The organism is Pontibacter deserti (assembly GCF_023630255.1).
GTDB lineage: Bacteria > Bacteroidota > Bacteroidia > Cytophagales > Hymenobacteraceae > Pontibacter > Pontibacter deserti.
In genome coordinates, this window is sequence record NZ_JALPRS010000001.1 from 2,532,047 (window position 1) to 2,543,899 (window position 11,853).

Sequence of the window (11,853 nt, forward strand, 5' to 3'; positions counted from 1 at the left end):
AAAGGTAAGTAAATTAAATTATGTTTTAAGCTGGCTGCTTTATTGCCTATGCTATCCTGCTTTTTATAAACAACGTAGTTACAGGCCAATCCCGTTCCGTTAGGCGCAACTGTATGGCATATATTAGGTATAACTATTTTTTGTGCAGGCCATAAAAAAGCCTATTTTTGCACATCCTTATTATTTGACGGTCTATACACAACTAAATAAGATACACATGAGTGTTTTAGTAAATAAAGATTCGAAAGTGATCGTACAGGGCTTTACCGGCTCAGAAGGTTCTTTCCATGCATCTCAGATGATCGAGTACGGCACAAACGTAGTTGGTGGTGTTACTCCAGGCAAAGGTGGCCAGAACCACTTAGACCTTCCGGTTTTCAATACAGTGGCTGACGCAGTAAAGAAAACAGGTGCTGATGTATCTATCATTTTCGTACCACCGGCTTTTGCTGCTGACGCTATCATGGAAGCTGCTGACGCGGGTATTAAAGTTATTGTGGCTATTACAGAAGGTATACCTGTAAAAGACATGGTGGCTGCTAAAAACTACATCAAAAATAAAAATGTAACCCTGATCGGCCCTAACTGCCCGGGTGTTATCACGCCAGGCGAGGCTAAGGTTGGTATCATGCCAGGTTTCGTGTTCAAGCCAGGTCGTATCGGTATCGTTTCTAAATCTGGTACGCTTACTTACGAAGCTGCCGACCAGATCGTGAAAGCTGGTTTAGGTATCTCTACTGCTATCGGTATCGGTGGTGACCCGATTATTGGTACGCCTACAAAAGATGCAGTACAGTTATTGATGGAAGATCCTGAAACAGACGCTATCGTGATGATCGGTGAGATTGGTGGTAACTACGAAGCCATGGCTGCGAAATACATCAGCGAAACTGGTAACAAGAAGCCAGTAGTTGGTTTTATCGCTGGCCAGACTGCTCCTGCTGGTCGTCGTATGGGTCATGCGGGTGCTATAGTTGGTGGTGCTGATGATACAGCTGCTGCTAAAATGAAGATCATGCGTGAGAACGGTATCCATGTAGTGGAGTCTCCGGCTGAAATTGGTGAAGCTATGGTAGCTGCACTTCAGCAGGCTGGTATCAACGCATAGTTAATAAAGCTTAAAGTATAAAAGGCTGCTCTGTAAAGGGCAGCCTTTTTTGTTTTTTCTCTGACGCCAGCATCTATCTGTTGCCAACAGTGCGTGTGAGTCTCCAGACTCACTTGAGCAAGTATAACCAGCGAGTCTGGAGACTCGCATACACCCTACGTCACCGGTCAGATACCGGTGCCAGTGAGATTTATAGTTTAAATTACTAAGTCCAGACGCTAGCAGGAGCTGCGCACGCTGCTAGGTCTTCTACTTCTTAACACTTTTAACTCCTATACTCTCTAATTCCCAACCTAACTTATACCTATCACCTTTTGCTTCTGCCGCTTAACTATACTTTCTGGCACTGAATCAATTATTTCTTTCTGCAGAACTTCTATCAATCTTTTCTTCAGGAAACTTTTGTGCACTACCAGGCTTACTTCGCGCATAGGTTGTGGCTCACTGAATGATCGTACCAGTTTCTTTTTATCATCCGGCATTTCCAGCACAGACAACTCCGGAAGTAGTGTAAGTCCGTGCTGAGTTTCTACAATACGTTTCAGTGTTTCCAGAGAGCCACTTCTGTAATCAAAGTTTGCGCCTTCAGAACCGCCAACTTTGCCTCCCCGGTTACAGATGTTAAGTACCTGGCTTCGGAAGCAATGGCCTTCGTTCAGTACCCATAAGTCGTCTGGCAGTAACTCTGCAGGGTTTATCTCTTTTTGTTTTGCCAGCTGGTGATTTGGATTTACATACACCATAAAAGCTTCGTAAAACAGGGGTAGCTCTTTTATATTCCTGTTATCGAGTGGCGTTACCAGCAGGCCTACATCCAGCAATTCATGGTTTAGTTTTTCTATAATTTCATTTGTAAGTAGCTCCTGCACCACAACTCTCACATGTGGATACTTCTCTAAAAAACTGGTGATAAAAAGAGGCATCAGGTATGGTGCCAGTGTAGGTATAACCCCAATGCGCAATTCGCCGCTCAGTTCCTGCTTCTGGTTCTGAACCAGTTCCTGTATCTTTTTAGCTTCTGCTATTACAATGCGTGCCTGCGCAATAATTTCCTTTCCTACTTCTGTTGGTCTTACCGGTACCCGACTTCTATCAAATAGCTGTACACCCAGTTCTTCTTCCAATTTCTGCAACTGCATACTTAGTGTAGGCTGAGTCACAAAACAATGCTCTGCGGCTGTGGCAAAATGCCTGTGGGTATCCACAGCTATCAGGTATTCCAGTTGTACTAAGGTCATAGGCAGCGAATTTATTCTAAGTAAAAGTATAGCAAACCTCTATACTTAGTAATAAAGGTACATTATAGTTTTAAACTATAAAAGTATAAAAACAATCAATTTGATTTATGAAGTATCAGAAGTGACCTTTGTGCTGTACAAAATACAACAACCAAATTATTTAAGACTATGACTAAGCTAACAAACATCGGTTTACAGAAAGAAGATTCGCAACAGATAGCTGACAAATTAAACGAGCTATTAGCCAACTACCACCTGTACTACCAGAATCTGCGTGGCTTCCATTGGAATATAAAAGGGGTAAACTTCTTCCAGTTGCATTCCAAGTTCGAGGAACTATACAACACTGCTCTGGTGCGCATCGATGCTATTGCTGAGCGTATTCTAACTATAGGTCAGCAGCCGCTGCACACTTTCTCAGACTATGTGCGTGTTTCCTCTATACAAGAAGCCGCTAACCTGAGCACTGACAAGGAAACAGTTACTGCCACCCACCAGAACCTGACAGTTATACTTTCGCTGGAGCGCGAGATTATGAGCCTGGCTGCCGAAACCGGCGATGAAGGTACTGTTGGCCTGATAAGTGAAGACATCAACGAGATAGAGAAAACACTCTGGATGCTGAACGCCTTCCTGAGCTAATCACACTATCAATCAAATCCAATACATTATAATTCACCCTTATATATCATGACACAGAACAGAATATTATCTGTAGGATCAACATTCCCGGCTTTTACCAAACAGGCTGTGGTATCATTAGAAAAAGGAAAAGAATTTGCTGACCTGACCAGCGAAGACCATAAAATTAACGACCAGTGGATGGTGATGTTCTGGTGGCCAAAAGACTTCACGTTTGTTTGCCCTACCGAGATTGCTGAATTCAACAAAAACTATGATGAGTTCAGAGACCGCGATGCGATGCTGATCGGTGCCTCTACCGACTCTGAATTTGTACACCTGGCTTGGCGACTGAACCACGAAGACCTTAACAAACTACGCTTCCCGATGTTGGCCGATACATCAAAATCACTGGCAGAAGAGCTGGGCATATTGGAAGCTAATGAGAAAGTGGCTTACCGAGTTACTTACATCGTGGATCCGCAGGGCATTATCCGTTGGGTAAGCCTAAACGACCTGAGCGTTGGCCGTAATGTAGCTGAAGTACTGCGCGTGCTGGATGCCCTGCAAACCGACGAACTATGCCCTTGCAACTGGAAAAAAGGCGAAGAAACGATCGCTGTTTAAATAAAAGAAAAGGTGTTAGTGAACAGAGGCAGAAGCGGCACAATTAGTGTGTGCTGCAACTGCACCTGTTACCCTACAAACTATACATACTAATATGCTAACTGCAACTCAAGAAACAAAATTCGACTTACTCCGCGACCTGGGCCTTTCAGAAGAAAGTAAGTTCCTTCCACTGGAGAAACTGACAGAAATTGAATCAAGATACCTGCGCGACCTGCGCGTGAACCTCAAAACTGCTATTGCCGGCGAATCGCTTAATCCTAAAGAGGCTTACCTGGTTGCCCTCGCGGCAGCTACCAATGAAAAGAACGATGTGTTAAGCAAGGCTTTTGAAGAAAAGGCGTTGGAAAATGGCGCTGAGCAAGGTGAAATAGCAGAAGCTATTGCCTGCGCTTCATTACTGGCTACTAATAACATTTTATACCGCTTCCGCCACTTTGCCCATAAAGATATCTATGAGCAGCTGCCTGCCCGTGTGAAGATGAACATTATGGCTAACCCGGTTTTAGGTAAAGAATTCTTTGAACTGGTGAGCCTGGCAGTTTCTGCAATTAATGGCTGTGAGCGCTGTGTAAATGCCCACGAAGCGTCGGTTCTGAAGTTAGGTGCCACCGAAGGCCGTATTTTTGATGCTATTCGGGTAGCCGCTGTAGTGGCTGGCCTTGGCAAGATCATCAAGTAATTAATACAGCTTAATCATAGTAAACCGCCTGCAGCCTCTGCAGGCGGTTTTGTTTATTGTAGTAGACTTACAGTTTCCGTAATCCAACCACCCCTACCCCTCCTTATCCAAGGAGGGGAATTTTACTGTTACTGCTATAGTTGGAGTTATAGTTTTATAATTGCTGCAGTAAACACCCCTATAGTCCCTTCAAGGGGACAGTGCTGCCACTACTGTAGTGTCAATAATAGTTCTATAGTTACAGACCATGAGCGGACAGGTCGCGACCTGTCCCTACGGAAATACATTGCTGATAAAGCTATACAACTATTGCATCTCTAAGTGACCATAGAAGCTACTATCGAACTGATCTCAGTCTTTGGGTTGAGCGCCTTGTGAATATCTGGTGCCGCAGGCATTGCGACGCAGGAGCAAAAGAGATTCGCGCAGCGCAATGCCCGAAGACGGGGCCCCGCGGCCGTGAGTGCACCAAAGGAAACGATGACAACTGTAGGTGGGTAAAGCTCCCAGGATTAGAAGTGGCTATGAAAGAAAGGCTTGTTTCCAGTTGCAAAAGACTTCAACTATAGGACATATAAGATGTCTCGGCTGACGCTCGAAATGACGATAATGAAACGATAAAACAAAAAACCGCCTGCTATACTAAGTATAACAAGCGGTTCTACACTTGGCTAAAAGTGAAATCTTAAATATTACTTCGCGTAGCTGATCGCTCTCATCTCACGGATAACCGTGATCTTGATCTGACCAGGATATTGCATTTCCTTCTCGATCTTCTGCGAAATATCAAACGACAGCTGTGCAGCTTTTTCGTCTGTTACATTATCAGCATCCACCATAATGCGAAGCTCACGACCTGCCTGAATAGCGTAGCACTGGTTAACTCCTTCAAAAGAGATAGCAGCTTCTTCCAATTCTTTCAGACGCTTGATGTACGACTCCATGATCTCGCGACGTGCACCTGGTCTTGAACCGGAGATAGCATCGCATGCCTGGATCAGCGGAGAGATCATCGCTGTCATTTCAATTTCGTCGTGGTGGGCACCAATGGCGTTACAGATATCTGGGTGCTCTTTGTACTTCTTGGCTAGCTCCATACCGATGATCGCGTGTGGCAATTCCGGTTCGTCTGGGGTTACTTTACCAATATCGTGTAGTAAGCCGGCACGTTTCGCGTGTTTCACGTTCAGGCCAAGTTCAGCAGCCATGGTAGCGCAAAGGTTGGCTACCTCACGCGAGTGCTGCAGCAAATTCTGGCCATAAGACGAACGGAAGCGCATACGGCCAACCATCTTGATCAGTTCAGGGTGCAGACCATGTATACCTAGATCAATGGCTGTACGCTCACCAATCTCAACAATCTCTTCTTCAATGTTTTTGCGGGTTTTGGCAACCACCTCCTCAATACGGGCCGGGTGAATACGACCATCTGCTACCAGGCGGTGCAACGACAGACGTGCAATTTCTCGGCGAACAGGGTCGAAACCAGAAATAATGATTGCCTCAGGGGTATCGTCAACTATAATTTCAACGCCGGTGGCAGCTTCAAGGGCACGGATGTTACGGCCTTCACGACCAATGATCTTACCTTTAATATCGTCGCTCTCGATGTTGAATACTGAAACGCAGTTCTCAATGGCATGCTCAGCAGCCGTGCGCTGAATGGTTTCGATAACGATCTTTTTGGCTTCTTTGGTAGCAGTTAATTTGGCTTGCGCTACAATGTCTTTGATGTGGGATGATGCCTGCGTGGTGGCTTCGCTTTTCAGAGCTTCTACCAGCTGCTCGCGGGCTTCAGATGCGGTAAGGCCGGCAATTTTCTCTAGCTGCGCAACAACCTCTTTGTGCTGGTTCTCTACCTCTTCTTTGCGCTTGTGCAGGTGCTCCAGTTGCAGGTTAAGGGCTTCTTTTTCTTTGTGCAGCTCGTTCTCACGACGCTTGTTATCTTCCATCTGCTTGGTAACATGCTGCTCACGCTGCTTTACCTTGTTCTCATTCTGGATGATAATGTTCTTCTTCTTGTTTGACTCTTCTTCAAACTCCGACTTCAGCTTCAGGAATTTCTCCTTTGCTTCCAGCATGCGGTCTTTTTTGATGGCCTCAGCGTTTATCTCCGCTTCGCGAATAATAGCCTTAGCTTTCTGGCGTGCAGCTACCTCCTGCTGCTTGTACACTTTCTGCAGCAGCATACGCCCAATGTAAACGCCCACAGCGAGCGCCACAATGGCTGTGATTAAAATGGATAGAATATCGGGCATGATAACATGTTTTAAGGTTTATTAAAACACATTAGCAGACGCTGCAATAAGACGGGTTAAAAGCTGTTTTATAGCTACGAAGTATAAATAAAGGCTGTGCGGCAACAAACTACTTTACCGACGACAGAAGATCATCCAGCACGTTAAGCTGCTGGCCTACCTTTGAAAGATGCTTGTTCTTGTCCTCCTCCAGTTTTAGTTTCTCTACCATGGTCTCAAATGCAACCATAGCCAGCAGATCCTGCTTATCCTGGATACCGAACTGGTCTTTAAAGAACTTTAGCCGCTCGTTCAGCAACTTGCCTACTAAGCGAAGTCTTTCTTCTTCTTCTTCCTTTACCCGCATCGGATACTCGCGTTCTGCGATGCGAATCTTAATTGATAATTCACTCATCCGTTGCGTTGTTTATAGTTACTGCTCACCTTTTCTGCGCTGTATATCATATACTTTAGTCGCGCAGGTAAGCAATACACTTATCAATTTCTCTGATATATTCGTTTAGCTTGAGCTTTAACTCAGTCGAATTTGCAGGGTTTCCTGCTATCGTGTCTACAATTTTAACAATATTCTCCTGATTTTGAAAATTTTTTATTTGCTGATCTTTCTCGTCCAGCTGTGTTTCCAGGAGTTTTATTTCTTCGCGGGCACTACTTAGCTGCTGCTGCACATCTGCGTAGCGACTAAGTAGTTTTCTCAGCTTATCTTCAATCTGCTGTAGATGTTGCAGTTGCGATTCCTTTGGCATGGTTTATTTCCGGATAAAAGCTCCTAACTGTTTCTCAAATTGCTGCATCAGGCGTGTCATCGTGGAGTCAATTACTTTATCTGTCAGAGTCTGCTGCCTGTCGAGCAAGGTAAAGCTAATGGCATAGGCTTTTTTGCCCTGCTCAATTTTATCGCCTTCATACACATCAAACACGTTCACATCCTGCAGCAGCTTGCGCTCTGTTCTGAAGGCAATGTGCTTCACCTGGTCAAAGGTAACAGCTTTATCCAACACTAAAGACAGGTCGCGGCGCACTTCCGGGAACTTAGGCAGCTCTTCAGCTACAAGGTTGGTTTTATACTTCTTCAGCAGGTAATCCCAGTTCAGTTCAGCGTACCACACCTGCTCCTTCACTTCCATAAACTTGGCTACACCGGCATCCAGTGGCCCTATCTCGGCTAGTACGGTCCCATTTTTCACGTAAGCTATACCTTGCTTCATGTACGGGTTCGGCTGCAGCGGCTGTATTTCATAATCCGAAGCATTCAGTTTGCGCAATACATTCTGCACCACACCAGCCAGGTCATGGAAAGCCATTTTCACACCCGGCTGTTTCCAGCTTTCGGCAGTCAGGTTACCAGCCATGTACAGCGCCAGGCGGCGGCTTTCTTTGGTTGTACCGTCCTCCAATTGCTGGTATATTTTGCCCAGTTCAAATAATTTCAGGTCGCGCTGGCGGCGGTTAATGTTGCGGCGCAGCACTTCCAGACCTGAGAACACCATGCTTTTACGCAGCACGTCCAGGTCTTCGGAGTTATAGTTTACTACGTTCACCAGGCCTGCCACTTCAGCGTCGCCGGCTGGCTTATAGTAGTTAGAGTTTGTAATAGAGTTGGTGATGATCTCCAGGAAACCGTTGTCCGCGATGTAATCCATGATGGTATCGGTTACATCTTCGGGGTAAGGCTTCGAGAAGCTGGCCATGTAGGTAGTAGCCATGTGGCCGCTCATCTCAATGTTATTGAAACCATAGATGCGCAGCACTTCTTCCACCACATCGGCTTCACGGGTAACATCCACTTTAAATGGCGGCACAGAAAGCTCCAGGTGTGTTTCAGATTCACCTCTCACTTCGATGCCCAAATCAGTAAGTATAGTTTTGATGCGCTCTGCACCGATGTGCTGGCCAATAAGTTGGTGTGTGCGCTCTATACTTAAGCTGATGTCTGTATTAGCTATAGGCTGCGGATAAACATCCACGATATCAGAAGAAATAACACCACCGGCAATTTCCTGCATCAGTAAAGCAGCACGCTTTAAGGCGGTAATTACCATGTTCGGGTCTGTACCACGCTCGAAACGGAACGATGCATCGGTCTTTAAACCATGCGTAGTGCCTGTGCGGCGTACATAATCCGGTGAGAAATAAGCGCTTTCTATAAATATAGTTGTAGTCGCTTCGGTTACTCCTGACTTCTTACCACCGAACACACCAGCAATCGCCATAGGTTCTTCAGTGTTGCAGATCATCAGGTCGTTGGCCTTCATTTTGCGCTCTACATCATCCAAAGTTACAAAAGGAGTACCTTCAGCTATAGTCTTAACTATAATTTTATCGCCTTTTATCTGATCAGCATCGAAAGCGTGCAACGGCTGGCCCAGCTCGTGCAGTACATAGTTGGTAACGTCTACTATGTTGTTGATCGGTGACAGGTCGATAGCACGCAGGCGTTTCTGCAGCCACTCCGGCGACGGGCCAACTTTTACACCAGTTATAGTTACACCAGCATAGCGCGGGCAGGCTTCGATATTCTCAACTTCAACAGCTATAGTTCGGGAGGTATTTTCTACCTTAAAAGCGGATACATCCGGCAGCGTAGCGGGTGTTTTAAGCAGTGCCTGCAGGTCGCGGGCCACGCCAAAATGCGAAGCAGCATCGGCACGGTTAGGTGTTAATCCTATCTCAAAAACTTCATCCGGGTTCAGCCCGAAATAATCAGCGGCAGGTGTTCCGTTTGGCAGGTCTGTGTTTAAAACTATAATTCCGGCATGTGATGTACCGATACCTATCTCATCTTCGGCACAGATCATCCCTTCCGACACTGCTCCACGAATCTTAGATTTTTTGATCTTGAAAGCTTCGCCGCCCGTTGGGTAAAGTGTGCTGTTTACAGTTGCTACTACCACTTTTTGCCCCGCAGCCACATTCGGCGCACCGCACACGATCTGGCTCGGTTCACCAGTACCAATATCTACCGTAGTCAAGCTTAGTTTATCGGCATCCGGATGGCGCTCGCAGGTAAGTACTTCGCCTATCACAATACCTTCCAGACCGCCTTTTACAGCTTCCAGTTTGTGAATGGCTTCTACTTCCAGGCCTGCGCCCGTTAGTAAAGCCCCTACTTCTTCCGCATTTTTATCTATATGAATCAGCTGTTTTAACCAGTCGAGTGAGATCAGCATGTCGTATTTTTTATTCTTTTAAAGTATAACCTGTAAACTACAGGCCTTCAACTTCAAAATTAAACATTATTCTGTTTCCTGCTGCAAGTGATGTAAAATTGTCGGAGTTTATAGTTTCTATCTTCTCATTTCGAGCAGAGTAGAAAAATCTTATATGTCCTATGAGGTATATACTTGTTCAGATCTAGCCACACTTTCATAGTTACTATCAATCCTGGGAGCTTTACTTACCTATAGTTGCCATACCTGGCTTTGGTGCCCTCACGGCCGGGAGGCCTCGTCTTTGGGCCTAGCGCTGCTGATTTGAAGCTCCCCTCGTACCTCGGGTTGGCTGCGCCACCGCAATAAATCAAAGGCGCTCCACCCAAAGACTGATATCAGTTCGATAGCTATAGGTCTTATAGTTTGAGAAGTAATAGTTTCATAGCTTTTCTCCTGGTTATAGTTTCGCAGGGACAGATAAACCTGTCCTTTCTCTTGGACTGTAACTATAAAGCTACAACCACAACTATAGCAAGGACGGTTAAAGCTCCCCGCCTTAGATAAGGAGGGGTTGGGGGTGGTTGGACCACTATAGAACTATAACCAAAGACACTGCCATGCCTGTCCCTGTCGGGCCAGTTGCATCAGGAGATGCAACATCATACTAAGACACGAGCGAGGATGCTCGCGCCAGATAATAGAATCCTGGCCATCCATTAATCCTGAAAATCCTGACTCAGACGAAAAAGAACTAGGGTGAGGTAATTATTTCTGTACTTCGTACGTTTTCTCTCCTGCAGGTATAGCTATAGTCAGGCGGTTATCTTTTGGTGGTACCGGACACACGTATTCGGGGTTATAGGCGCAGAAAGGACTGTAGGCGCGGTTAAAATCAAGCACTACGGTTTTAGCATCTTCTTTAAATGGAATATCCATGTAGCGGCCTCCACCATATGTTTCGAAGCCGTTGGTTTTATCGGTAAACGGCACAAACAGCTGCTCTTTCTCTTCGGAAAGTTTCTTGTAAAGCGTCAGGCGCTGAGGTTTGCCTTCCAGTTCAAAAGTAGCGGCAGCATAACGTAAGTATGGCTCGTAACTGCCATTGGTAAGCGGCATCAGCAAGGTATCCTGTTTGGGAAGCTCTTCTACTTTTGCAGAAACCCTATACTTTACATTTGGCTCATAATAAACCAGGTTCTTGAAAGTTTGGCGACCTTCTTCGGTAAATGGGCTGTTGGTGCGGCTCCTGAACGACAGGTCTTTGTCTTCACGCTCTTTCAGAAGCGGCTTCAGGTAATTTTCTTCACTCAGGAAGGTTTCTTTTACGAAATAGAACAGCACCAGCAGAATACCGGCATATATTACAAGCTTTACAGGGCGTTGCATAGTTTCAGTAGCTAAAGTTCCGGGCAAAGTTCGGAAATTTTGTGCTCATACTTACACTTTGTCAGATGCTATTACTTCTAATCTTGCTATTTACGCTTTGGCTGGTTCTCATCCATCACACCTTCTTTACACGCAATCGTACAACTAATAACTCCCTCTCATTTCTTAATAGATTCTGATTATCACAAACTATGAAGTATCTAGCATTTGCTGTGGCTATAATGCTTGTAACAGCATGTACTGAGCAGGAAAGAGATGTAAATACGAATCATACTGAAAAACACGAACGTGCCGACAATAACACAACTAGTATGGAAACACAAATACCTACCTCGTTAAAGGCGGAGCACGAAGAGCTTCACAAAAAGTTAGAAAGCTATACAAAATTGCCTGGTAAAACAGGTATTGCTGCTAAAGCTGTTGCCGATAAACTTCATCCACATTTTAACAAAGAAGAGGAGTATGCCCTACCCCCGCTTGGCTTGCTTCCTGACCTGGCTGAGGGTAAAACATCTGATGAAATGAGAGCTGTTATACCTCAAACAGATAAGTTAAAAGAGGAATTTCAGCAAATGCTGGCAGAACATCAGCAAATTGTAAAAACGTTAGATGAGCTCAGTGCAGCTGCAAAAGAAGAGAATCATCCGGAGGTAATGCAGTTTGTGGATGCTCTGAAACTCCACGCCAAAACAGAAGAAGAAGTACTTTATCCTACGGCCATTCTCATCGGTGAATATCTGAAGCTGAAATTATAGTTGTCAGATGTAGTATACCTTCGCTT

11 protein-coding genes are annotated in these 11,853 nt (G+C 45.3%); 5 read left to right on the forward strand and 6 right to left on the reverse strand.

Annotated elements, in window-relative coordinates:
• Window positions 1-217 precede the first annotated feature (217 nt).
• Complete coding sequence (gene sucD, locus MJ612_RS11145) at window positions 218-1,108, forward strand: succinate--CoA ligase subunit alpha (RefSeq protein ID WP_187033607.1); 891 nt, start codon at window positions 218-220, stop codon at window positions 1,106-1,108.
• Between the two features lie 293 nt (window positions 1,109-1,401).
• On the opposite strand, the gene MJ612_RS11150 is transcribed toward sucD, so the two are convergent.
• Window positions 1,402-2,346 carry a hydrogen peroxide-inducible genes activator gene (locus MJ612_RS11150; RefSeq protein WP_187033608.1) on the reverse strand — a complete coding sequence of 315 codons (945 nt, stop codon included), beginning with the start codon at window positions 2,344-2,346 and terminating at the stop codon, window positions 1,402-1,404.
• Between the two features lie 168 nt (window positions 2,347-2,514).
• Here MJ612_RS11150 and MJ612_RS11155 point away from each other — a divergent pair, with 168 nt between their 5' ends.
• From MJ612_RS11155 to MJ612_RS11165, 3 genes are all read left to right on the forward strand, one after another.
• Window positions 2,515-2,988, forward strand: a complete 474-nt coding sequence (locus MJ612_RS11155) for a Dps family protein (protein ID WP_187033609.1) — start codon at window positions 2,515-2,517, stop codon at window positions 2,986-2,988.
• A gap of 48 nt (window positions 2,989-3,036) precedes the next feature.
• The gene (locus tag MJ612_RS11160) at window positions 3,037-3,594 is read left to right on the forward strand and encodes a peroxiredoxin (RefSeq protein WP_187033610.1); all 558 of its coding nucleotides are present in this window, start codon (window positions 3,037-3,039) and stop codon (window positions 3,592-3,594) included.
• 94 nt (window positions 3,595-3,688) lie between these two features.
• Window positions 3,689-4,276 (forward strand): carboxymuconolactone decarboxylase family protein, encoded by a 588-nt coding sequence (locus MJ612_RS11165; protein WP_187033611.1) that lies wholly within the window; start codon window positions 3,689-3,691, stop codon window positions 4,274-4,276.
• Between the two features lie 692 nt (window positions 4,277-4,968).
• Here the strand turns inward: MJ612_RS11165 and rny are convergent.
• The 5 genes from rny to MJ612_RS11190 form a co-directional block, all read right to left on the reverse strand.
• Entirely contained in the window at window positions 4,969-6,534 is a 1,566-nt protein-coding gene (gene rny, locus MJ612_RS11170) for a ribonuclease Y (protein WP_187033612.1), read from the reverse strand.
• Between the two features lie 109 nt (window positions 6,535-6,643).
• A complete protein-coding gene (locus tag MJ612_RS11175; RefSeq protein ID WP_162347069.1) occupies window positions 6,644-6,928 on the reverse strand; it encodes a cell division protein ZapA in 285 nt (94 codons plus the stop codon).
• A gap of 55 nt (window positions 6,929-6,983) precedes the next feature.
• Complete coding sequence (locus MJ612_RS11180) at window positions 6,984-7,280, reverse strand: DUF4349 domain-containing protein (RefSeq protein ID WP_187033613.1); 297 nt, start codon at window positions 7,278-7,280, stop codon at window positions 6,984-6,986.
• Between the two features lie 3 nt (window positions 7,281-7,283).
• Complete coding sequence (gene pheT / locus MJ612_RS11185; protein ID WP_187033614.1) at window positions 7,284-9,704, reverse strand: phenylalanine--tRNA ligase subunit beta; 2,421 nt, start codon at window positions 9,702-9,704, stop codon at window positions 7,284-7,286.
• Window positions 9,705-10,451: 747 nt separating this feature from the next.
• On the reverse strand, window positions 10,452-11,072 hold the full coding sequence (locus tag MJ612_RS11190; protein ID WP_187033615.1) for a DUF1684 domain-containing protein: 621 nt from the start codon (window positions 11,070-11,072) through the stop codon (window positions 10,452-10,454).
• Between the two features lie 191 nt (window positions 11,073-11,263).
• Here MJ612_RS11190 and MJ612_RS11195 point away from each other — a divergent pair, with 191 nt between their 5' ends.
• Window positions 11,264-11,827: a hemerythrin domain-containing protein gene (locus MJ612_RS11195; protein ID WP_222619796.1), complete on the forward strand. Its 564-nt coding sequence runs from the start codon at window positions 11,264-11,266 to the stop codon at window positions 11,825-11,827.
• Window positions 11,828-11,853: the final 26 nt, after the last annotated feature.

Coding starts and splice junctions, on each gene's coding strand:
- sucD (WP_187033607.1), top strand. CDS start 218: ATGAGTGTTTTAGTAAATAAAGATTCGAAAGTGATCGTACAGGGCTTT.
- MJ612_RS11150 (WP_187033608.1), bottom strand. CDS start 2,346: ATGACCTTAGTACAACTGGAATACCTGATAGCTGTGGATACCCACAGG.
- MJ612_RS11155 (WP_187033609.1), top strand. CDS start 2,515: ATGACTAAGCTAACAAACATCGGTTTACAGAAAGAAGATTCGCAACAG.
- MJ612_RS11160 (WP_187033610.1), top strand. CDS start 3,037: ATGACACAGAACAGAATATTATCTGTAGGATCAACATTCCCGGCTTTT.
- MJ612_RS11165 (WP_187033611.1), top strand. CDS start 3,689: ATGCTAACTGCAACTCAAGAAACAAAATTCGACTTACTCCGCGACCTG.
- rny (WP_187033612.1), bottom strand. CDS start 6,534: ATGCCCGATATTCTATCCATTTTAATCACAGCCATTGTGGCGCTCGCT.
- MJ612_RS11175 (WP_162347069.1), bottom strand. CDS start 6,928: ATGAGTGAATTATCAATTAAGATTCGCATCGCAGAACGCGAGTATCCG.
- MJ612_RS11180 (WP_187033613.1), bottom strand. CDS start 7,280: ATGCCAAAGGAATCGCAACTGCAACATCTACAGCAGATTGAAGATAAG.
- pheT (WP_187033614.1), bottom strand. CDS start 9,704: ATGCTGATCTCACTCGACTGGTTAAAACAGCTGATTCATATAGATAAA.
- MJ612_RS11190 (WP_187033615.1), bottom strand. CDS start 11,072: ATGCAACGCCCTGTAAAGCTTGTAATATATGCCGGTATTCTGCTGGTG.
- MJ612_RS11195 (WP_222619796.1), top strand. CDS start 11,264: ATGAAGTATCTAGCATTTGCTGTGGCTATAATGCTTGTAACAGCATGT.